This window comes from Mycoplasma tracheobuteonis, from assembly GCF_054456995.1.
Map to the genome: position 1 here is coordinate 60,538 of NZ_JBTKTG010000003.1, position 24,640 is coordinate 85,177.

The 24,640-nt window shown below is 29.6% G+C and carries 5 protein-coding genes; all 5 read right to left on the minus strand.

Going from position 1 to position 24,640, the window contains the following annotated elements; all coding sequences use genetic code 4:
• Positions 1–104 precede the first annotated feature (104 nt).
• Positions 105–15,965, minus strand: coding sequence for a hypothetical protein (locus ACX1M8_RS01350; protein WP_458836641.1), 15,861 nt, complete (start codon positions 15,963–15,965; stop codon positions 105–107).
• Between the two features lie 398 nt (positions 15,966–16,363).
• On the minus strand, positions 16,364–18,319 hold the full coding sequence (locus ACX1M8_RS01355) for an ABC transporter ATP-binding protein (protein ID WP_458810581.1): 1,956 nt from the start codon (positions 18,317–18,319) through the stop codon (positions 16,364–16,366).
• Positions 18,303–20,084 (minus strand): ABC transporter ATP-binding protein, encoded by a 1,782-nt coding sequence (locus ACX1M8_RS01360; RefSeq protein ID WP_458836642.1) that lies wholly within the window; start codon positions 20,082–20,084, stop codon positions 18,303–18,305. The genes ACX1M8_RS01355 and ACX1M8_RS01360 overlap by 17 nt, the downstream gene beginning before the upstream one ends.
• Positions 20,071–20,454, minus strand: a complete 384-nt coding sequence (locus tag ACX1M8_RS01365; RefSeq protein ID WP_458836643.1) for an ArsR/SmtB family transcription factor — start codon at positions 20,452–20,454, stop codon at positions 20,071–20,073. The genes ACX1M8_RS01360 and ACX1M8_RS01365 overlap by 14 nt, the downstream gene beginning before the upstream one ends.
• A 10-nt stretch (positions 20,455–20,464) precedes the next feature.
• The gene (locus ACX1M8_RS01370) at positions 20,465–24,640 is read right to left on the minus strand and encodes an AAA domain-containing protein (RefSeq protein WP_458836644.1); all 4,176 of its coding nucleotides are present in this window, start codon (positions 24,638–24,640) and stop codon (positions 20,465–20,467) included.

Here is a 24,640-nt window from a genome sequence, read left to right on the forward strand (position 1 = left end):
CCCTTCAGCATAGTTGATTAGCGCTGTACTGATACTTTGGTCAACTAATTCGCTATAAGGTTGCACAAAAAATCCCATAGGGCTTGCCTATAGGACTTTTTAAATTATTTCTTCTTAAATATGTAAGATATTATTCCTGCAAATCAAAGGATTACTGATGCACCTAGAGCAAATGGTCATCATGGTAATTCACGATTATTTGCTTGGAAGTCTTGATTTACAAGTGATTGAAGTGCATTAGATGCTTTAGCAAATTCAGGAGATTCCTTAAGTTTATTAATTACATCTAAATCACTTTGTGTAAGGCTATTATTCTTGGTTCTATCAAGAATTTCTGGGAAGTTATTTGTAGCAAGTAAGCTTGCAAATTCTTTATCTTCCTTCATGTTATCACTTAATCCAAGTACTGCTTGTTTTAAGCCTTCATTATTATTTGATGTTATAGCTTTAATTGCATCAGCAAAGCTGTTTACATCATTCTTGAATGAATTAATCTTATCATTTGCTTTAGCTTCTAATTCACTATATTCACTTGCACTTGGGTTTGATAAGCTATTAGCTTTATCAATTTCTGCTTGTAAATTAGCTTTAAATTTAGAATCTGTAGCATTTTGTTTAAGAAGTTCTGCAAAACTATTTGCATTATTATTTAATGCATTTGCGATGTTATCAAGTTTAGCTAAAGGTTTAACTTTTTCTTCTTTTACAGCATCAGCATATGGTTGAAGTAAGTCATTTACATTTTCGTTCATTCTGTTCTTATCAAGTTTAGCATCTACTAATTCTTTAGCTAAATCAATATTAGCTTTAATCTTGTCGTTAGTATCTTTAGCATTGTTAAGAACTTCGTTTGCTTTTGTAAATGTTACATTCTTATCAAAGTCTTCTAAAGCTTTTGCTTTAGCAGCTTCATTTAAGAATTCTGAATTATTGTTTACAAAGTCTTGAGCTTGTGTGATCTTTTCGTTATTTTGATTTAGGAATTCTTTATCTGAGAATTGATCGATTTCTTTAGCAGCTTCAACTGCAGCATTTACAAGCTCATTTGTTTTATCTAATCCACCCTTGTTTATAAATTCAGTTGGGTTAGTGTTGTATAAGTCAAGCATTTCTTGAGCTTTGTCTTTATTATCATTTCATTTATTTTGAAGTGATTTTGGAGAGTTAAATAATTTATTGTCGTTTAATTTGTTAATTGCTTTATCTAGTTCAGCTTTCTTATTATCGATAGCTTCTTTAGTTGTTTTAGCAACTTCCTTACCTGAAAGTGCTTTAAGAGCTGCATCTAAATCATTATTTAATTCAGTAATTTCATCAGCCTTATTTGTTTTATAAACATTTCCGTTAGCAGGTGTAACTTCACTTGCATCTTTAAGAGCTTTATTAAAGGCATCTTTTTGTTCTGGAGTTGAGAATAGATAATCGTATGAAACAATTGGTTTAGCTTTTAATTCACTTGGAACATTGTTGTATGTATCCTTAAGTGTATTCATAGCTTTATCAAGTTCTTTAGCATTATCATTTTCATTCTTAACATCTTCAGCAGTAGTTTTTGCAGTTACATCTGAAACATATTTATCTTTTTGAGCTTTATTTAAGTTGTTTAAAGCATAAACATCATTAATTGCATTAATTTGAGCATTGTTTAATAATTGTTTATCAAGTTGAGCTTTAATTTCTTCATCTGTAGCTTGTTTGTTATTTGAAACAGCTTGTGAGTTAGTTGTTTCAGGAAGAACTCTGTCTTTATATTCGCCTTCTGCGATGCTTGGAGCATTTTGGATAGCTAAGTCTAAATCGTTTGCTTTAGTTGCATGTGTTAAGTTAGTTACTTCATTTTCAATATCAGCAAGGTTTGTATTTTCTAAGTTTGCTTCCATTGCTTTAGCAGATTCTAATTCACTTGTAAGATTATTAGATTTATCTTCTAAGGCTTCAACAGCTTTAATAGCATCTTTAAGAGCTTTAGCAGGTCCTTCAAGAGCTTTCTTGCTTTCTTTAATAAGTTGAGCTAATTTTTCAGCTTCATTATTATAAACATCGCTTGGTTGTTTATCTTTCTTAGCAATTTCTTTTGCTTCGTTTAGAGCTGAATCTAAGTTACTAATAACTGTTTCTCTAAGTTTACTACTGTGACCATTATTAGCATCTTTTAGTTCATTATTAAATTGTTCAGCATCTTCGATTGTTTTAACAAGGATGTCCTTAGCAATTAAGTCTTTAATCTTATCGTTAAGTTCATCAAGTTTATCATTAGCAACTTTATTAGGAGTTTCGATAGCTTTCTTAGCTTCTTCTAATAATGAAGTTAATTCTTGAGATTTATTTTCTGATTGATCAGCTAATTTAATAGTTTGATCTAAATCGTTAGCTTTTGTAAATCATCTAAGTTTTTCAGCTTCTTTATCGTAGTAATCTTTAGTGTTTTCGATATCTGTATTTGCATACTTAAGAACTTCTAAAGCAGCTTGAAGAGCAGGTGTAACTTTGCTTGTTCATTCTGGATTACTTTCAAGTTTCTTAGCATCATCGTAAGCTAATGCTAATTCATCTTTAAGAAGTTGGTGATTTACTTTAGCTAAGATTTCATCATCAGTAGCTTTAGATGTTGAAGCATCTAATTCATCACTAGCTCCTAAGATTGTTTGAGCAAATGCTTCAGATGCTTTTAGGTTTTCTGGAAGGTTATCCTTGAATTTAGCAAGTTCATCTTGAGCTTTAAGATTTTCTAACGTTCTAGCTACTTCTAATATTTCATATAAGTTTTTATTATTTTTCATTAGAGTATCGGCTACTGATTGAGCTTTAGCTTTGATTTTTGCATCAAACATTTGATCTATGTTTGCAAAGTCAACAGCTTCTTTAGCCTTAGCTTCTGTAGCTGTAATTTCAGGTTCAACAGCTTCTTGTAATGAGCTTGATTTAGATAATTCACTTTTTACAGCTTCAAGGTTAAATTCAGAAGATTTTAGCACATTTTCAATTGCTCTTAGCTCTGTTTGTAATACATCTTTATCAACTGCAATACTATTAATTAAGTCACTAAATTCACTTACATGAGCATCGTTGAATAGTCCTGGTTTAATAAATCTTTGCATCAATGTAGATAAACCATCAATTTTTGCTTTTAATTGTCCTTCTGCTGTATCTAAAGCTGTAGCATCAGCAACTAATTTTGATAATTCAGCAAATGATTTTTGTTTTTCTAATGAAATAAATGCTTTAGATCTTTGTTTTGGATTTAAGTGTTTTAGACCTTCAATTGTTTCTGAAGCATTATTAAAGTTTGTTTCACCATTTAATTTATCTGTAGCTTCTTGAATATCATTTACAAGTTTTTCTACTTCTGATTTATCAGTTGTACTAATAGCTTCTTTTTGTAATGAAGCTAATTTAGCTTCTTCAGTAAGAGCATTTACTAAATCTTGGTTTTCAGGATTTGAGAATTTGTATTCTTTTGTGTCCTTGATTGTTTGAAGTGATTTAACTTTAGGTTCTAATTTCGCCATTGCACCATCAAGTTCTGTAGCCTTAGTTACAACTTCTTTTGCTGCTTCTGCATCAAGAGCTTCGTCAATTTCTTTATTAAGTTTATCTTTTTGAAGTTGCGATAAGTGTGTTAAACCATTGATTGATTGTTTATCTTGTGCTTTTTGATCGTTTAATTCGCTTACTTTTTCTTTTGCAGCTTGAAGTAAGTCTTTAAGTGCTTTAGTTTCAGTATCTGTAGCTGGCTTATCGTGACCTGAATTAAGTTTGTTACTATCTAAGAATCCATTTGCTTTAGCAAGTTCTGATGTAATTTGATCTTTAACATCTTGAGGAACAAATTGAGCATCTTTAGAAGCATTAAATGTATTTACATCACTTATAGCATCTTTTAGAGTTTTAGCAGATGCATTAAGTTCAGTAGCATTAGTTACAATATCCTCGGCATCACTTGATGAAGCAGCTTTCTTAACTTGGCTAATAAAGTTTGCTTTAACATCATCTGATAAGTGTTCTAATTGATTAATTGCATCAACTGCATTATCAATAGCACTTTCTAAGTTGCCTTCACCATTTAAGGCATTGATATCTTTAACAACTGTATCACTTTGCTTATTAAGGTTAGATGCAACTTTTTTAACAGCTTCTTGATTACTAAAGTCATTTATAGCAACAGCAGAAGCAAGTTGAGTTTCTAATCCTTTTTCATCACCATCAAGTGTGTCTTTTAATTGTTGATCTGATTCAAGATATTTGTTTGTCTTAACAACTTTATCGTTTTTAGCTTTAGTTTCTTTAGCTTTCTTAATAGCATCATCTAATGTTTTAGCTAAGTTAGCTAATTCTCCAGGTTTAACATTATCGTTAGCCTTGTTAATTTCTTCATGTAACTTATCTTTTTGTTCGCTTGTTAAGTTATCTAACTCATCAATCTTGTTATTAGCTTCTTTTTTAGCATCATTAAGTTTTGTATCTCCGTTAAGAGCATCAGAAGCATCTTTAATGTCTTTAGCTAATTTGTCTAGATCTTCAGCAGATTTGTTTGCAAATTCAGCATCTTTAGCTTCTTTAGCTGCTTGCATTGCGTTGTTGAAGTCTTGTTGTTTATCTTCATCAGCTAATTTATAGTTATTTGCTTCTTTATCTACACCTTCACCATTTGTGATTGCATCTTTAAGAGCTTTAGTTGAAGCATCTAAAGTATTTGCTTTAGTTACAACGTTATTAATATCAGCTTTTGTAACTTTTGTATCAACTTCATCTTTTAGTGTATTCTTTTGAGCTTCAGTTAAGTCAGGTAATTTTTCAATAGCTTCTTTAGCTTCTTTTTGAGCTTTATTAATATCAGCTATATCGTTTGTAACATTTTCAAGAGCTTTAGCAAGTTTATCATTTAGATCGTTAATTGCAGCTTGTGAATTATTATTTGCTTTAAGCTTGTTGTTTTCAAGAATATTTTTAGCATTTTGAATTGCTGTATTTAGAGCTTCTTGATGTTCTGCTGTAGCTTTATTAAAGTCTGTTGAACCTTTAACATTTTCGGCTTTAGCAAGTTCATCTGCAAGAGCTTTTGTAGCTGTATCAAGTTTTTGAATTTCAGCTACTTTATCATTTACTTCGCTTACTAAGTTAAGTTGTTTAATAGCTTCTTTATCAGCAGCAATGTGAGCTGGTGATAAGTTTTGCATATTATCTAAGTTAGTTCCAGCATTTTCTTTAGCTTTAGCAAGGTTTGCATCTCCATCAATGTTTGTATCAGCTTCTTTAAGAGCGTTATTTAATGAAGTTAATTTATTAACCATTTCATCAACATTAGCAGAACTTGTAACACCTTTAGCATTTTCAAGTCCTTCTTGTGCTTTAGTAATAGCATTTTCTAATGCTTGAGTTTTATTTTCTGAAGCATTTAAGTAGTTGTATTTAGTTGGTTCATCTTTCTTAGCTTGATCAATATTAGCTAATGATTTCTTAAGAGCATCAATAGCTTTATCTAGAGCATTAGCTTTTGAAACCACATTATTTACGTCTTCTACTGTGTTTAAGTCTTCAAGTTCGTTTACTAATGGTGATTTTTGGTTTTGTTCTAAGTTTTCTTTAGATGAAATAGCTTTTTTAGCTTCTGCTTTAGCAGTATCAAGGTTAGCTTGTCCATCAAGATTTCCACGAGCATCATTTAGTTCACTAGCTTTTGATGCAATTTCACTAGGAACGATGCTTGTTTGTTTATCTTTAGCTAATGAATTTAAATTATCTTGTGAAGCAACTTTATCAAATGCTTCTTTAGGTTGTTGTGAAGCTTCTGTATAGTTAGGAGTTGTTTTAACATTTGTAGCTTCAGTTACAGCTTGAGCTAGGTTATCCATAGCTTTATCAAGTTCTTTAGCTGTTGTCTTAACTCCATTAATTTCATCTTTTGTATGAGCAGCTGTTACTTTTGCTTTTAAAGCATCTTTTTGAGCTTGTGATAAGTGAGTTAACTTATCAATTTCTTCATTTGCTTGTTGTTTAAGTTGATCAATATCAAGTAAATCACTATTAAGAGCTTCGAGAGCTTGTGTAAGTTTTGCATCAGCAGCTTCAACAGTTTCTTTGCTTACAGCATTATTTAATAAGTTATCACTTAGAAGACCATTTGCTTCGTTTAGAGCAGCTTGCACTTTAGCTTTAGTATCTTGACTAGCACCTTTGTAAGCTGGTTGAGAAGTTTTTTCTGTAAGTGCAGCTAAGTCATCTTTCATTGTACCTGTTGCTGTATTTAAAGCTTTAGCATCTGAAACAACTTTGTTTACATCAGCAATTGTGTTCTTTTGATTTGCTAATGCTTTAAGAGTTTCTTTATATGGAGTAGATAAGTGTTCTAAAGCACCAAGTTTTGTATCAGCTTGTCCTTTAGCATCATTTAATAATTGATCTCCATTTAATGCATTTCTGTTTGTATCAGCATTATCAGATTTAGTATTTAAGTCACCTGCAAGATTGTTAATTGCATCAGCTGAAGTTAAAGCATTGTTTTCTTTAGCTGAATTATAAGTTGTACTTAATGTTGTATCAGCTGATTCAAAATTATTCTTGTGAGTTGAATCAGCTTCTGTGTATTTAGGAGTTTCTTTAGCAGCTGTATCAGTTTCTAAAGCTTTCTTAGCCTTAGCTAAGGCATCATCTAATGATTTAGCAGCATCTTTAAGTTTATCAACTTCTTTATCATCGTTTGTGTCTTGGATCGCATTCTTAATAGCTTCTTTTTGTTCAGAAGATAAGTTGTTATTCTTATCAACTTCTTTTTTAGCATCATCTTTAGCTTTTTGAAGATTTGCTTCACCATTTAAGGCATCCATAGCTTCTTGTAAGCCTTTTGCAAGGTTATTGATATCTTCTACACTCTTAGAAGCTAATCCAGCAGAAATTGCATCAGTAGCAGCTTGTTTAGCTGTATCAAATGTATTTCTTTTTGCTTCATCAGATAATTTATATTTGTTATCTGTATTTTGAATTTGATCTGCTGTTGCTTTTACTTCATTTAATTTAGCTGTTGCTTCATTTAATTGAGTTGCTTTAGTTGAAAGAGCATTTACATCTTGAATTGAGTTAGCTTTATTAATTTCAGATGTAAGTTGAGATTTTTGTTCTGGTGTAAGTGATATTAAGTCATCTAATGCTTTGATTGCATTAGCTCTTGCTTCTTTAACAGCTTGAATTTGTTCTTTAATTGCATCCATAGCTGTTTGGATAGCACTAACTTTGTTATCTATTTGAGCGACAAGTTCGTTAGGTTTCATCTTGTTAGTTTCATCAAGAATGTTATCCTTAACATCATTTAATGCTGTATTTAAAGCTTGTTTTTGTTCTTCTGTTGCAATAGCCTTAACTTCAGCATCTTCTTTATAAGAATTTCCTTCGTTGTATTTAGCAATTGCTTGACCAGCTTTAGTATTATCGTTTGAAGCAGCTTCTTTAAGTTCGTTAACTTTAGCTATTGTTGTAGCTTTTTCAACTTCAGCTTTAACTTGAGCTTTATAAGCATCATTTAAGTTTTCTAGTTTATCAATAGCTTCGTTAGCTTGTTTTTTAGCTTCATTTAATTTAGCAGTACCATTTAATTTCTTGATGTTTTCATCTAAAGTTTTCATAGCATCATCAGCAGGTTTAACAAATTCGCTGTATGTTTCAGGAGTTGTCTTGCTTGCTTCTTTAAGGTTTTCTAATTTATCTTTTAATGCTTTTAAGTTATTATCAACATCGCCTTGTTTTTCACTATCAGCTTGAGTATAGTTGATTCCTGTTTTAGCTTTTTCAGCTTCCTTGATTTTATCTTCAACTTCTTTAATCTTGTCATCGATATTCTTGTATGTATCTTTAAGTTCATTTACTTTTTCTACACTTTGAACATCGTTAAGTAATTCGTTGAAGTCAAGTTTTTGTTCATTATCAAGATGTGGTAACTTAGCAATTTCTTGTTTAGCAGCATCTTTTGCTTCTTCAAGAACTCTATCTCCATCAAGGGCATTAATAAGTTTATTTAAATCAATACCTTTTTGAAGAATATCTACAGGGTTAATTGAGGTTTGTTTTTCTTTTGATAATTTATCTAATTCATCTTCTGTAGTAGCATTTGTAAATTTAGATTTAGGATCTTGTGTAGCTTCTTTGTATTTAGGAGTTGCTTTAACTGCTTTAGCTTTTTCAACTACATCACTTAAATCCTTCATATCTGTATCTAGAAGAGCTGCTTGTTTCATTATCTCATCAAGTTTTGCGCTTGTATTAGCTTTATTAATTTCATCGGTTAATTTTGAAATTTGAGTTTGAGATAAGTTTTTGTATTTGCTTAAGTCAGCAATTTTTTGTTTTTTAAGTGCTTCTAGAGCTGCTAAATCTTTTTTGATAGCTTTATCGGCTTCATCAAGTTTTGCTTTAGCTTGTTCTATAGCTTCTGATGTTGTAGGGTTCTTTAATAAGTTGCTATCAAGTAAGTTATTAGCTTCGTTTAATGCTTCTGTAACTTTTTCTTTTGTTCCTTCAGAAACACCTTCATATGTAGGAAGAGCTTCTTTTGCTTTTAATGCAGTAATTTTATCTTTTAGTTCACCTGTCTTAGTATCTAAGTCATTTGCTTTAGATAAAACATTATTTAAATCAGCAATAGATTGGCTGCCTTTAGCTTGTTCTTTAAGAGCTTCTTTATATGGATCAGATAAATTATTTAAGCCATCAATTGTCTTTTCAGCTTCTTTTTTAGCTTTATCTAATAAATCTTGTCCATTTAAGTTTCCTCTAGCAGTATTAGCATCTTGAGTTTTTTCTTTTAATGCTTCTACAAGAGATTCAATAAGTTCAGGTGTAGCTAAGTTTGTATTTTCTTTAGCACCATTCACAGTGTTATTTAAAGCTTCGTCTTTACCTTTGAAGTCTTCTTGTTTAGGTTCTTCAGCTTCTTTGTAGTTTTGTTTTTCTTTTTCGCTTGCATCGTTGTCTAAAGCTTCTTTAGCATTTGCTAGCGCTGTATCTAACTCAGTAGCCTTATCTTTTAACTTATTAATAGTATCGTTATTATTTTCTTTTTGAACAGCTTCTTTAAGCTTATCTTTTTGAGGTTGTGATAAGTTAGAAAGTTTTTCAATAGCTTCTTTAGCTGCCTTTTTATTATCACTTAGATTCTTTTCACCATCAAGTGCATATAATTTATCTCTTAAATCTTTTGCAAGCGCATTTATATCTTCAATTGATTTTTCAGCTAATTCTTTTGCAAGTTCTTTAGAAACACCTAATTTAGCATTGTCAAAGTCTTCTTTAATATTTGGAGTTGCTAAAGCATATCTATTTTCACTTGGTTGAACTGCTTGTGCTTTATTGTAAACATCTTTAAGAGCTTTTGTAGCTGTATTAAGGTTATTAGCTTTTGTTGAAAGTTCTTGGATGTTTTCTAGAGTATTTGCGCCATTAATTTCATTAATTAAAGCTTGTTTTTGTGCTGAAGTTAAATCAGTTAAGTCATTTAACTTATTAATTGCTTCTTTTCTAGCATCTTTAACATCTTGAATTTGTTTATTAATTGCAGCCATTGCATCTTGAAGCGCTTTTGCTTTTGGTTCTAGATTATTAGCAAAATCATTAGGTTTCATCTTGCTGTTTGAATCAAGAATATTTGTATTTACATCATTTAATGCATTTTCTAAAGCTTGTTTTTGATCTGATGTTGCAATATTAACTGTATCTTGATTTTCTTTTAAAGTTTTAGCTTGAACAGCTTTTTGAATTAATTCACCAGCTTTAGTATTTTGTTCTGTAGCTGTTTCTTTAATTGTATTAATGCTATCTAAGCTATTTGCTTGCTCAATTTGAGTATTAAATGCTGATTTAACATCTTCATTTAAGTTATTTAGCTTGCTTATAGCTTCTTTAGCTGTGTTTTTAGCTGAATCTAATTTGCTATCACCATTTAATGCTGTTGTAGCTGTATCTAAAGCCTTAGATTTTTCTTCAGTTGGTTTTAAGGCTTCAGTTACATTTGCAATTTCAATAGCATTATTAGCTTTAAGATTGTTGAGTTCATCATTAAGTTCTTTTACAGCTTTATCAAATTCTTTTTGTTTTTGTTCATCAGCTTGTGTGTAATTTGTTGATGCTTTTGTTTCTTCAGCTTTAGCTAGTTTATCTTTAGCATCCTTGATTTTATCGTCAACTTGTTTTGCAAGTTTTTCTAGATTATCAAGAGCATCTTTATTATTTGCTTTTGTTACTAAATTTTTGAAGTGTTCTTTTTGACCTTCGCTAATATTTGTAAGTTCATCAATTTTATCTTTAGCATCTTTTTGTAATTTAGCAAATTCAGTATCACCATCAAGTGCATCAATAACTTGTTTTGCTTTAGTTACTAATGTATTAACATCATCAACACTTAATGCGTTAGCAGCATTTGTTAAGTATGTAGCTTCTGGTGTAAATAAGTTATCAAAAGCTTCTTTAGGTGTGTTTGTTGCATAAGTATATGCATTTGTGTTTTTAACTTGACCCGCTCTTGTAAATTGAGCCTCAAGTTCAGCCATTTTAGCATCTAAATTATTAACATTAGTTACTACATCATTTAATAAAGCATTATTGTATGTTTCTTTATCATTGATTTTTTCTACTAATTTAGCTTTTTGAGCTTCGTTTAAGTGAGGAAGTGCTTTTACTTCTTTAACTTTAGCTTCTTTAGCTTTTAGAAATTCTTCATATTTAGTATTAATTGTATTAATTGCTGTTTCAATAGCGCTTGTTACTTTTTTAACTTCTGCTAAAGGTGAGTTAACACTACCTTTATTTTCAGCATCAAAGTTTGTTTTAGCTTGACTTTGGACTGAAGTTACAGTAGCACTTTCTTCTAAACCATCTAAAGCATGGAATTTGTTATCTTGAGCTGTATTTGCAACTAAATCATTAAGTTGAGCTAATTTTTCAGCTGCTTTTCCATATTCATCATCAACAGCTTTGTCTTTAGCAAATACTTCATTAGCTTTAGCCACTGTGTTTTGAGCCTTAATATCTTCAATAAATGCTTTCTTAATTTCTTTTGAAACATGGTTAAATTCACTGTTAACTTTAGTTTCAAGTTCTTTCTTAAGACTGTCTAATTTTTCTGTTCCATTAAGTGCAGCTAAATCAGCCTTATATTTATTAATATCTGATTGGTTTTGAGTTGCTAATGCTTGAAGTTGATCTGGTCAAGTTGGCGCAGCATGATCTGCTCCTTGAGCCAATTGTGCTAATTTAGTTGTGGTATTTTTAGCTATATCAATAAGTTTAGCTTCAGATTTATCATAAGCTGATTTAAGTTCTTCATCAGCATCTAAGTATTTTTGTTGTGATTTAATAGGTGTTTTTTCAATGGCATTATTGATTGCATCAGCTGACACAAATGTTTTATTAAATGTTTCAAATGAAGCTTCTGCTTCAGTTGCTGATGCTAAATCATCTTTATTTTTAAGATTGTTTTCTAGGTCTAATTTTTGTTCTTCTGAAAATGCTCTAAGTTGTGCATCTTTCATTTTTTGAACTAAATTATTAATATTTGTTTGACCATCTAATTTTTCAATAGCTTTATCTATTTTTCCTACAAGTTCTTTACTTGAATTAATAATATTATCTAAATCGCTTGCTTGAGTAATTGAAGTACCATCAATTGTATCTTTTTCGCCACTTAAGCTTGTTAAAGCAGTATCAAATTCTTGTTTAGGTCCCTCTGAAGCAAATCTATAAGGAATGTTTGTTTCAGATTTAGTTTTAAGTGCTTTAGCATTTTCAAGTTTAGTTGAAAGATCTGTGTAAGCTTTAATTACTTGATCAAGTTTACTATCTAGAGCTTTTACTTGTTCAATTGAAGAAGAATTTGAAGCTAATGTTTTTAAGCTTTCTTTAACTGTTTGAGGAAGTTTTGATTCAGTTACTTTCTTATTAAAGTTTTCAATAGCTTTATCTAAATCTTGAAGAGTTTTAAGTTCGTTGTAGTAATATTGATCAACATTTGCATCTTTAGCTGTTAAGATGTCGTTTAGAACTTTTTTGCTTTCTTCAGCTGATAAGTTATCGTTAAGCTTAAAGAAGTTTCCTTTAGTATCTCAATCAGATTTAAGAGTTGCATTATTTTCTCAGAAAACAGGTGATTTAATGTTGTCTAATCTATCTTTTGTAAGAGCAAAGTTAGCAACTGTTTTATCTAAGTTATTCTTAAAGTTTGAAATCACTTGAGGATTCTTAATGTTTTTAAGTTTATCTGCTTCTTCTTTAGCTTTAGTAACTGCTAATTTAAAGATATCGTTATAAACGTTTGCGTCAAACATAGTTGCTAATTCTTCACCACTAAGAACTGTATTACTTGCTTTAGTTGTATCTAAAATGCTCTTAAATGCATTGTAAGGTTCTTCTAAAGTGGCTTTTAATTTAAGAACTAATGTAGCAAGATTTGCTGCATTTTCTTCATTATAAATAGAATTATTTTGTTTGAATCCATTATTACCCGCAATAGGTTCTAAGTATTCAGTAATTAATTCAGATATTTTTTCAGCATTTTGAGCACTAGCTTGTTTTAAAGCTTCTGAATTTACAACAGCAAATTTATTATTTGCCATTAAGTAGTTAGCAACTTGTGATGAATATAATGCATCAAGTAAACCGATATCTTGTGAAATTGCAAAATTTTCTAATGAAGGTTGAATTCCTGATTCCATTAAATCATTAAGTCCTGCTGATAAAGCTTGTTTATTTGCTTCTGAATCAGAGAAAATCTTATCTTGTCAGTTTGTTATAACTTGTGCTAAGCTAAGTTCTCTTTCTTTTAGAATATTATTTAATTTTTCAGATAATTGTTCACTAACTTCATTTTTGTGTTTTAGGAAGTTATAAATATCAGTCTTAAAGCCATTTGATTCTAATTTTTCAATTGCATTTACTTGAGTTGCTACATAACTTCTTGCATCCTCGTTAATTTCATATTTAAATGTAGGTGAGTTTAATGGTAATAAATCTCTATTATTTTGCAAATCATATCAGTGAGATAAATTTTTAAATTCTTCATATGATTTTACGAAATACATAGTATCTTTAAGTTTTTTAAGAAATTCTGGATCTTCACGTCTTTCTTCTAATAATTTGTTTGTTAAATAGTTGATATCGTAGTTATTAATGATTGAATCTTTAAATTCTTTAGCTTTTTGTTCAGACATTTTGTCGCCAACATAGCTGTCTTTGTATCCTAATCATTTAACTAACTTTTTAAATTCAGGATTTTCTTCATTTCCTACATTACCAACAAATTTTTCTAGAATTACATATCCTGGAACATTATTTAAATATTCTTCATATGTATCTTTAAAATCTGATAAGTTGTCTTTTGTAATAACATCTTTTAAGTATTTTTTGATTTCTTCAAAGTTTTTTACTACAGCAACTTGGTCATTAATATCAAGGTTTGGATTTTGTGTATTATCTAAATCTCTTGCTAGTTTGTATAAATCATTTCTCTTTTTAAATTCAGCTAATTTAGAATCGATATCAGCAACCAATTCTTCATATTTAGCTTGACCATTCATTTCTCTGACAAGCTTATTAAAACTATCAACAATATTTTGGTAATCAGTAGTCATAGGATTATCCAATGGTGTATCAAATCCGATTTCACCATTGGATTGATTTATACTCATTTTAAGTTTGCTAAAATCTTGTTTTTGAGCCTCTCTTACCTTAGGAAGAAGTTGATCAATTTCTTCCTTATTATCTGATAATCTATAGTTAACATTGTTTAAAACACTTAAATCAATGTTGTTAAGAGATTTTTTATCATAGTTTAATTTACTAATTTGCTTAATAAATTTAGTTCAGAATTCATCATAAAGAGTGCTATCTGGATACATTACATGCGGAACTGACTTTCCATCAAAACGTTGTCTTCAAAAGTCTAAGCCTATAACAGCTTTTATTTTAAATAATTGATCATTTGTAAGTGGCTCATCTTTGTAAAGTAAATCGGAATCTATTTTTGATTTTGATAATTTATCAAGTAGCGCTTCTTTATTTTTATATTCTTGTGAAACACTATATGTTAGTGAGCCACTTAAAACACCTGTTTTTTCATTGAAAACAAAAGGTGTAGAAAGAATATTAAATTTAAAAGCACCTTCACTATCTGTTACAGGATTTAATGAAATCCCATCCATGTTTTTAAGATTTTCTATATTAAGCTTAAAGTTATTTATTTTTGTCTTATAACCAGATTGTCTATAAATATCTTTATTTTTATTAGGATCTCAAGGAATTTCGATTGTATCTATTTGTTTTCCATTTTGGTAAACATTAAATCCTTTAATTTCTGGATAATTTTCATATCCATCTTTATATTCTTCCATAGCTTCGGATAAATTAATGGTTATAGATCTATTATCAGTTCTTGTTGCATATGAAATTGCAGCACCTGTATATTGATTATCTATATTACCCATTCCACTTGGGTTTATATATCATGTTTTAAATTTTTCTCAATTATATCCAGTGTTTTCCATGGTTTTATTGAAAGCTCACCAGCTTTCTGGATTTGTTGCATCACCAGTTTGATCTTTATCAGAGTGATATAAACCAGCAACAAAAGAAGAATAATCTTTTTGTCCTTCATTCTTTAAAAATGTATTACTTGTAACTTCTTTTTTCGGATCTAAAGTATCCATTACTATAGATGGTGTATATTTTTTTCTGGTTTGGAACTTAACTGTAACAAGTGGAACAGGTCTTCAGTTTGAATTTTCATATCTATTTTTTTCTAAACCTGTAAAATAGTGGAATAAAAACATTGATCCAATATTTTCTACAAATAGTGAATTATCATCTTTTTTCTTAAGAGCATCTTTAAAAGATTTGTTTCCTATAACTGTGTTAGTATTTAATGCTACACCAAAATATCTATCGTACCCATTATCTTTCATTTCATCAGGGATTTGAGTCATTGAAAGCATTTCGTCAATTTGTTTAGGTGAAAAAGCGCCATCATAAGAATGGGAATGTGTTGTATCTGTTGTAATATATTCAATGGCATCAATAGCGGGTCTAGCGCTACCTAAATTTTCATATTCAGGGATGGTATTGATTTTTCAAGGTTTAATTTTTTGATTTTCTTTACTTGTGGGATTTCATCAATCATACATTCAGTTCCCTTGACGATGCGAACCATTTTCAATATCAAATTGTGCACTTTTAACTCAGAAATTATCTATAAAATCATTTCCATATGACCCTAAGTTAAAATCTTGATCCACACTTTTGTCAAAGTTACCTTTATTATCAACTAAACGAAGATATAAACCAGTTTTATCTTCTAACCTTTTTGGTTCATTACCTGTGCGAATAGAATTGTCAGCTTCGCTTGGGATTAAATCTGGGTTCTCACCAGAAATTGAATTCCCCATGTTTTTACGACGAAGCTTTTCATCGGTTGACATATGGTCATTATCTTCAACTCCCATATATTCCATTTTAATAGAAATGGTACCAGGAACAATTTCTAAATCATTAGACAACGCAAATCCATAAGTTCTTTGCCCGAATGGATATTCGTTACCTCATCAAGTACCTAATTTATAAAATTCTTCATCTATTGTTCCATTTTCATAGATTAATTCTCATGTTTGCTTATCTGAGTTTCATTCATCTTCAGTAGGAACTTTTGAAAACTTAACTAATCTTTTAGCATTAGTATCATTCATTATCTTGTCATAAGGTTTTGAAAAACCAAAATTAATATTTTCTATATTTTCATATTCTTTTCTATTTTGATATTGATTAGCATCTATTGTAACATCAGGTGAAAAAATCTTGATGCCTTCTTCAACATCAACACTGTTAGTATTAGATAAAGCAGCTAAAGGTAAAACTGAAGCACCTACTAACGGTATAACAGTTAATAAGGCTTTTTTACTCTTTTTGCTGTTTTTATTTTTAGTGGAATTTTCCGACATAAAATCTCCTCTTTTAACAATCTTTTTTATGATTTAAAGCTCATATATATATATATATGAACCACAATAAATTTATAATTAAATTATAAACCTTTTATAAAAATGGTTATATAGTTCGAACAATTAGAACCTAAAACATATAATTCTAAAAAATAGAGCTATATGTTATTTTTAATCAAATTTGCAGAAAAAAATTATTTTTACTATAAATTTAAATCATTATTTTACTTTTTGATTTTAATTCAATTTTGACTCTTTAAATAAAGTTTGATTCTGAATAGTTTTTTAAAGAAAAAATGAAAAATAGGCTCACTATTCTTAAATTGATAGTGAACCTATTAAATAGTTAATTTATAGCTTAACTTCTATACTATATGAAAAGATTACAGAAGTTAAAATTATTCTTTATTAGCTGATGCATTTTGTCATAAGGATCAATAAGCACCCTTAGCTTTAAGCAGTTCTTTATGAGTACCTTGTTCAAGGATTTGTCCTTGATCTAAAACAATGATTTTATCAGCGTTTACTATAGTTGAAAGTCTGTGAGCTATAATGAATGAAGTTCTATTCATCACAAGCTTATTCATGGCTTTATCTACAATAATTTCTGTGTGTGTATCAATATTAGATGTAGCTTCATCTAAGATTAATACAGGAGGGTTTTTATAACTTGCTCTAGCAATAGAAACAAGTTGTCTTTGTCCTTGTGATAAGTTTGAACCCGAGTTTACTAAAATAGTTTCGTACTTATCGTTTAATTTATCGATGTGACCATTTAAGTGAGCAGCTTCAGTTACATCATTAAGAACAAATTCATTAATTCCTTCTGACCCATAAGCGATATTATTTTTAACACTATCACTAAATAAAACAGTTTCTTGAAGTACATATCCAAGAGAACGACGTAATGAATCTTTTTCAATTAGCTTAATAGGAATTGAATCATATAAGATTTCACCTTCATTAATTTCATAAAATCTTGAAAGAAGGCTTGTTATTGTAGTTTTACCAGCTCCAGTAGCTCCTACTAAAGCTATTTTTTGTCCAGATAAAGCTTCAAAACTAATATGTCTTAAAGTATATTCGGTACCATATTTGAAGCTTACATCTTTAAATTCAATGTGCCCTTTTAGAAGTTTATATTCGAAAGAATTTCCTACAGGTATTTTTCAAGCAAACTTACCATAACTTTCAGCAAGAGGTACTTCTATATATTTACCCATAGCTTCTTCTACTCTAACAAGAGTAATTTTTCCTTCATCGATTTCAGGTTTTTGATCCATGATATCAAATACTCTGTTAGCTCCTGCTAAAGCTAAAACAACTGAGTTAGCATTTTGTGTCATAGAAGAAACAGGACCTGAGAATGATTTAGCAAATTGTGTGAATGAAATAAATGTTCCAAGTGTTAATCCAGCTAAAGCTCCAGCTGTAGCTCCATTTCCAGCTGCTAGAGTATTAATAACCATAATACCACCAAAAATAGACACAACTGCATAAGCTATATTGCCTAGGTTTTGAGCCGTAGGGAAGATAACACTAGCTCAAAATTCTGATTTAAAACTTACGTTAGCTAATTTTGAATTAATTTTGTCATATTGCTTAATTGCATTTTCTTCTTGTCCAAAGATCTTAACAGTTTTTAGCCCACTAATAATTTCTTCAGCATATCCTGTTAATTCTCCTATTTGTTTTTGACGTTTAATGAATGCTCTAGAAGAGAATTTTCCAATTACAAAAGAAGCAATAAAGATAAGAATAATAACACTAATCATTATTAAACTTAGTGCTCAATTTAATACAAGCATAATGATGATAGAAGCTGTAAGAATAATTAATGATTGTAAGATTGAAGGGAATGTTTTAGATAAAAATTGTCTTAATGTATCAATATCAGCAGTAAGGCGTGAAACTAAATTCCCTTTAGCGTTATCATCAAAGAACTTAATTGGAAGAGATTGCATATGGCGATATAAATCTGTACGCATATTTGTCATAGTCTTATAAGTTATATTAATCATGATTCTATTAGCTGCAAATCCTGAAAATATACTAAATAAGAATAAAGCAACTGATCCAAATAGCATTAAGTAGAATTGATCTCAGTTGAATGTATCAACTGTTAAACCATTTTTAAGTGCAGGTTCTAGGAATAAACCTACAACAATTTTCCCGATAAAGACTTGTTGGTATAACATACCAACTGTTGAGAAAACAATTAATAAACCAGCTAGAATTAATCATCATTTATTATCTCTTCATAAGATTTTAATTAATCTACCAAAAGTTGCTTTTTGTTGTGCTTTAGAAAGCTTGCTGTATACTGGTTTTACATTATTATTGAAGGATTTCACTTATACCTCCCATCGCTTGTTGAGCATTGTATAATTCAGCATAAAAGCTTGATTCTTTTAGTAGTTCTTTATGACTTCCTACATGTTTGATTTCACCATTTTCAAATACTAGGATACGGTCACAATCTTTAATTGAGTTAATCTTTTGAGCAATAATGATTTTGGTACAATTTTCAATTTCATTAATTGCTTGTTTAATTTTAGCTTCAGTTTTAAAGTCAACAGCTGATGTAGCATCATCTAAAATTAAGATTCTAGGTTTCTTAATTAGAGCACGTGCTATACATAAACGTTGTTTTTGACCACCAGAAAAGTTTTGACCTTTTTGCGCAACTGGATAATCCAGTTTTTCATCAAGTCCCATTACATAATCATAAATATTAGCTTGTTTTAATGCTTCATAAATTTCTTCATCGGTTGCATTAGCATTACCTCAAAGCATATTTTCACGTAACGTTCCTTTAAATAGGATAGATTCTTGGAAAACTTGAGCTATTTGTTCTTTAGTACGATGTAATTCTAAATCCTTGATGTTGTTTTCATCTAAGAATACTTCTCCTTCTTGAGGATCATAAAATCTAGCAATAAGAGAAGTAAAGGTTGTTTTACCTGAACCAGTTTCACCTATAATACCAATAGATTCACCTGGTTTAATATTTAGATTAATGTTCTTTAAACTAGGTTGATTATTACCGTGATATTTAAAAGTAACATTCTTAAATGTAATTCCACCTTGTAGGTTAGCTTTAATAGCATTTTCAGCATTTTTAATGCTTGGTTCGTGATTAATGATTTCTTTAACACGTTTAACGCTAGGGATAGCCATTAAAACCATTCCAAGCACATTCATAATTCCCATTAAGGAACCTGAAATCATTCAGATATAAGAACCAAAAGCTACTATAGAACCTATTTGAATACTATTTCCTAGTACAAGTCTAGTTCCAATACCTCCAAGAGCAACCACAGACATAAAGATTGTTCCTAAGATAACTGGTGTGTTTCAAGATACTATTTTATCAACTTTAGTATTTGTGGTTTTAAGCTTATTAGCAAGTGTTAAAACTTTTTCTGCTTCAGATTTTTCTGTTACGTATGATTTAATAGTTCTCATACCATTTAGATTTTCTTGAATTTTTTGGTTATAAGCATCATATTCTTTATAAAGTAATTTATATTTAGGATATGAGCTATATCAAATAACAAGGAATAATCCTGCAATTAGTGGTAGAGATACTAAGAAAATTGCAGATAAATTAAGAGATTCTTTTATAGCAAAAACAATAGCTGCTATAAACATGAAAGGTAAACGTACAAAAGCTCTAATTATCATCATAAAAGCCATTTGTATATTATTAACATCATTATTTAAACGATTTAAGATTACCCCATTACTAAATTTGTCTATGTCATTGAATGAGAACTCTTGCACTTGAGCAAAAATTGCATGACGCATATTTTTAGAAAATATGGTTGCAGCTTTTCCTGAGACAAAAGCCACTAATATACCGGAAGCAAGAGAGGCAAGAGCTAATCCAATTAGAATTAGACCTTTATCAATAACGATTTGTTTGTTTTGTTGCTTAATTCCTTCATCAATAACACTACCTACGATTTGAGGCATGAATACTTGCATAAGAACTTCAGCAATTACTAAAATAATAGATAAGATCGCATACCAACGAGCACCTTTAGTTAAATGATATAAAGAAGGCGTTTTACTTTTCACCTTCTTTATAATTCTTTGCTCTTTACTTTTTGTCATGATTATTTAAAATACATTCTTCATCACGGTGCACGTGTACTTGCTCATGTCCATCGTTAAAACATTTGCAGGCATATTGTTGGTAAACATCTTGTTGTACTAAACACATTATTTCTTCAATTAGTACTCCGTATTTAGAAACAAATCCAGGATCTAAATAATAGTAATTAGCCACACCTTCTTTTCTAATTTTAACCACTCCGGCACGTTTTAGGTTACCTAGGTGTTTAGAAACATTAGGTTGTTTTTCTTGTAATGAATTTAGTAAATCATTAACATCACATTCACGTTCATGGCAAGTATATAGGTGAATAATTAGTTTTAATTTAACATCTTTGGATAAGAAGTTAAGTATTTGTAAAGTATCCATATTATCCTCCTTATTCTTCTTCATCTACGGATTCGATAATTCATTCAGCTGTAGCATCATGTATACTTGGTCTATCACTTAATTTAGTATTTCTTTTAACTGAATTTTCAGCTTCAGCAACTTTAGCAAGTGTGTCTTCTTCTAAATCATGATGTAAGACTACTTGTGTTCTATTGTTTTCATCTTCATCATCGTCAAAACTAAAGTTAATTACAAATTCATCATCAGCTAAGTCTTCTTCATCTTCACTAGCTCAAGAAGATTCTTCTTCTATTGATGTTTCATTTGAATCAGACATAGATTCTTCGTTATTTTCAACTTTCTTAATAAATTGAGTAACTTCTTTTGTAAGTTGGTCAGCTGTATTTTCAATAGCTAGTGAAATTTGATTAGCATCTTCTTCATCGTTTGAAAGTTCGCTATGTGGTTCACTTTGAATTTTATCACTAGCATATAGTGATATTTTTTCTTCTAACTTAGAAAGATCAATTCCTAATTCTGAAAAATCAGTTTCAAATTGATCTACGAAACTTTCTTCTAAGTCTAACTCACTGTCATCTTGAATTTCTTCAGACTCTTGAACTTGATTATTATCTTCTTCTACTGTTAAAGTTTGATTTTCTTCAAATTCATTTTCTTTTTGTACTTCTTCAACAAGTTCTTCTGAAGTTTCTAAGTCTTGCTCATTAGCTTCTTTAATTTCTTCTGATGTTCAAGCAAATTCTTCTTCACTTACAACATAAGCATCAAAGTCATTTTGGTCTTCAGAGCCAATTACTTCTAGTTCTTTAGTTTCAAGCATTTCATCTTCTGCATCATGAACCTCATTTTCTTCTTCAAATGAGGTTTCTTCTTCGATTTCTTCAGTGATTTCATCTTGAATTGATGTAGTAGTTGTATCTTCTTTTAATGTTACAGTAGATGTTGAAAGCTGTTCTTCAGTTACATTTAGCCCTATAACATTGCTTGTTTGAGTTTGTTTATCTTCCTCAAGTTCAATTTTATTGATTGCATAAGTGTTTGTTTTATTTGATAAAGAAGATTTTTCAAAGCTATTAATTTCTTTAGTGTTAAATCATTTTTCAACATTGTTTTGTTCATATATTCAAGAAATAGGATTAATTACAGTAACATCATATTTCTTAGATTTAAGGAATTTAATAGCATCATATAGGACAACATATTTTTCAATTGAGTTTGAATAGTTAAAAGTATCAAAGCATATACATTTGAAAGGAATTTTATTATATGTAACTACAATGTCAATATCAATTGAACCTACAGTATAGTCTTTAAAGATTTCAAATCTTGGATTTGAAGCAACAACTTCCTTGATTTTTTCAAATACAATATCTTTAAATCATTGATCCTTATTAAAAGTATTAGAAATAGCACTATGTTTTGTATCAAATGATTTTTTAAGCATCTTTAAGCGTTCTTCAGGTGTTCTTTCTAAGAATTCAAGTCATTTCTTGAAGATACGCATATCTTCACTCATTTCATATTGAGAAACAATATCACTTGATTTTATTGTTTTAATAACAATCATCTTGTCTTTAGCACGTGATATTGCTACGTTTAAGGCATTTTTACCACCCGGTCTACATACATAAGTTGAATTTAGCTTAGTATTTTTGTCGTAAGCAACCGTTGCTACAACTAAGTCAGCTTCATCTCCTTGAATGTTTTCGATATTTCTTATTAATAGACGTTTTGAAGCGATAGCATCTTCTAAATCATGGTGGTTTTTATAAATTTCATTAGTTAAGTAATCACTTTGTTTAGCATTGAATGAAAGAAGGATAATTTTATTATATTTGTCTAGGTTTTCTTTTACTTTTTCAATAGCTAAGTGAGCTTCCATTAAGTTTCGATTGTTATCTCACTCTCCATTTACTTCATAAACCTCGATTGGATCATTATTTCAGACACTAGCTGCATCTAAAACATCTAATTGTCCTTGATAGAAGTTTCTAGAAGAAAAGGTCATAAGAGATGCATGATTAGATCTATAGTTCTTATTAAGCATAATTGAATGTACACCTAAAGAAAGTGCATAATCAAGTACAGATTCAACTTGTCCGAAGATAGAATCGTCTGTATAACGAACACCAAATCAGTTACTTGGCTTCATTTGTTCTGTATCACCAGCTAAAATATTTACTTTAGCTAAATATAAAATAGGAAGGGCATTTTCTATAAAAATTTGACTTGATTCATCTAAAATAGCATAATCAAATTCTTGTTTCTTTCATCCTGAAAGATCTGTGTTAGGTGTTGCAATAATAATAGGATAAATTAGTTTAATCATTTCTGAGTATTTTTTAACGAAACGATATGGCTCTAGGTTATTAATTCTAACTGATTGAGCAAACTCACGGTAAAGACGCTTTTGGTCTTCGTTAAAATTATTAATTCTGTTAAAGATTTTTTCAGTAATGATTTGTTTTAAGGCTTCTTCATTAGAAATTAATGGTTTATGTGCAATATCAGCATTTAATTTAATTAATTCATTAAGTCTTCTAAATGGTGAATATTCAGAATCAACATTATTAAATCCGATGCTGATAATAAAGTCCATTAAGTCAGCTCATGAGCCATCAAAATTAGGCATTCTACCATCTATTTCATTACCTATTTTTCTTAATTCATAGTACTTTTTAACAAATGGGAAGAATGTTAAACGAGAAATCTTAAGTAATTCTTTAGCTGTTTGACAATGTGTAGGATTTTTTGGATATTTTATATCTCTAGGTAGAGATAAGATGAATTCCATATCTTTTACAAAGTCAAAATTGTCTTTATGTTGTGCAATATAGTAGTATGCTTTTAAAACATTTTGAGCTAAAGCATCATTTAAATATTCAGAAGCTTGAGAAATAAATTCAAGCTCACGTTTTGTAATAGTTCCAATAGATTCAATTTTTCTTGAATCATTAAAGTTTTCAAGCATATCTAAATATTCTTTAATAGGCTTATAGAATGCTTTTCTATTCATATCCTTAGTATTTAGGATAAATAAACAAAATGGTGCTAATGAGTTCATTCTGTTTTTAATAACGTCTAAAGCAGCTTTCTTTTGACTAGCAACTATAGCTGTTTTTCCATAGAATAGAATATTAGCAAGTAAATTAACGATTGTTTGAGATTTACCTGTTCCAGGAGGACCTCAAATTACAGTGTTTTGGTTTAATGCCGAAACAATCGCCTTATCTTGAGATAAGTTAGATTCAGTGATTCTAAGTAGTGTTAAATTAGGATTAAAAATTAATTTATTAATTACTTCTTTATAGACATTTTTGTTAAATTCAACTTTGATAATATCATCCATTTCGTTATTTAGGATAATATCCTTCATCCGATTTCGTGAGTAACCACCTCAAGGTTGATAAATACCTAAAACAGCTCCAGGATAGAATCTAATGTTTTCATTAGTAATATCTTCATATGTAAATCTTTCAAACTCACTAGCAAGATTTTCAGGTATTTTATATAACCCTTCTCAATCTTGACGAAGTTTAGAAATCAATGAAGAAATCTTATAATCTTTAAAGTCTGTATCAATACTTAAATTAAATTCATTGTTATTTAAGAAGAAAAGTAACTTTTCATTAACCTTGATATCGCCATCACTTTTAATAATAGGTTTACCATTAGTAAAAGTGATATTTGCTTCTTTTAGGAATAAAGGTGCATAAATAACACGATCATCTTTTTTAAGAGAAAGAAATAAGAAACCTATGTGTAAAGGTCAAATATTAGTTTCATCAAGAATGTTTGTGACTTTATCATTTAAAATTTTTCACTTAAGAATTGATTTTTGCACCTTTAATTCAAGTTGGTTTAAAATCTTTTCTTTGTTATGTTCATAATTTTCGTAGATGTTTTCACTATTAAATCTAATGCCTAATCTTTGAAAATCATCAGAATGAGATTCCATATATTGAACTAAATTTTCTGAGTTTGAAATATTTAAAATGCGCTTGATGTGTTCTACTACACTATCATCAAGTGCTGATACTTGAAATGTTTCATTATTAAAAATTGTCTCAATATTCTTTTCACCTACAAGTTGATAAAGATCCATATAATATTTATCATTTAAACGAGTAAATATTGATGAATCACTTTGTGTAATATCAAGCAAGTTATCAAGCACAATTTTGTATTTGTTTTGTTCTTGCAT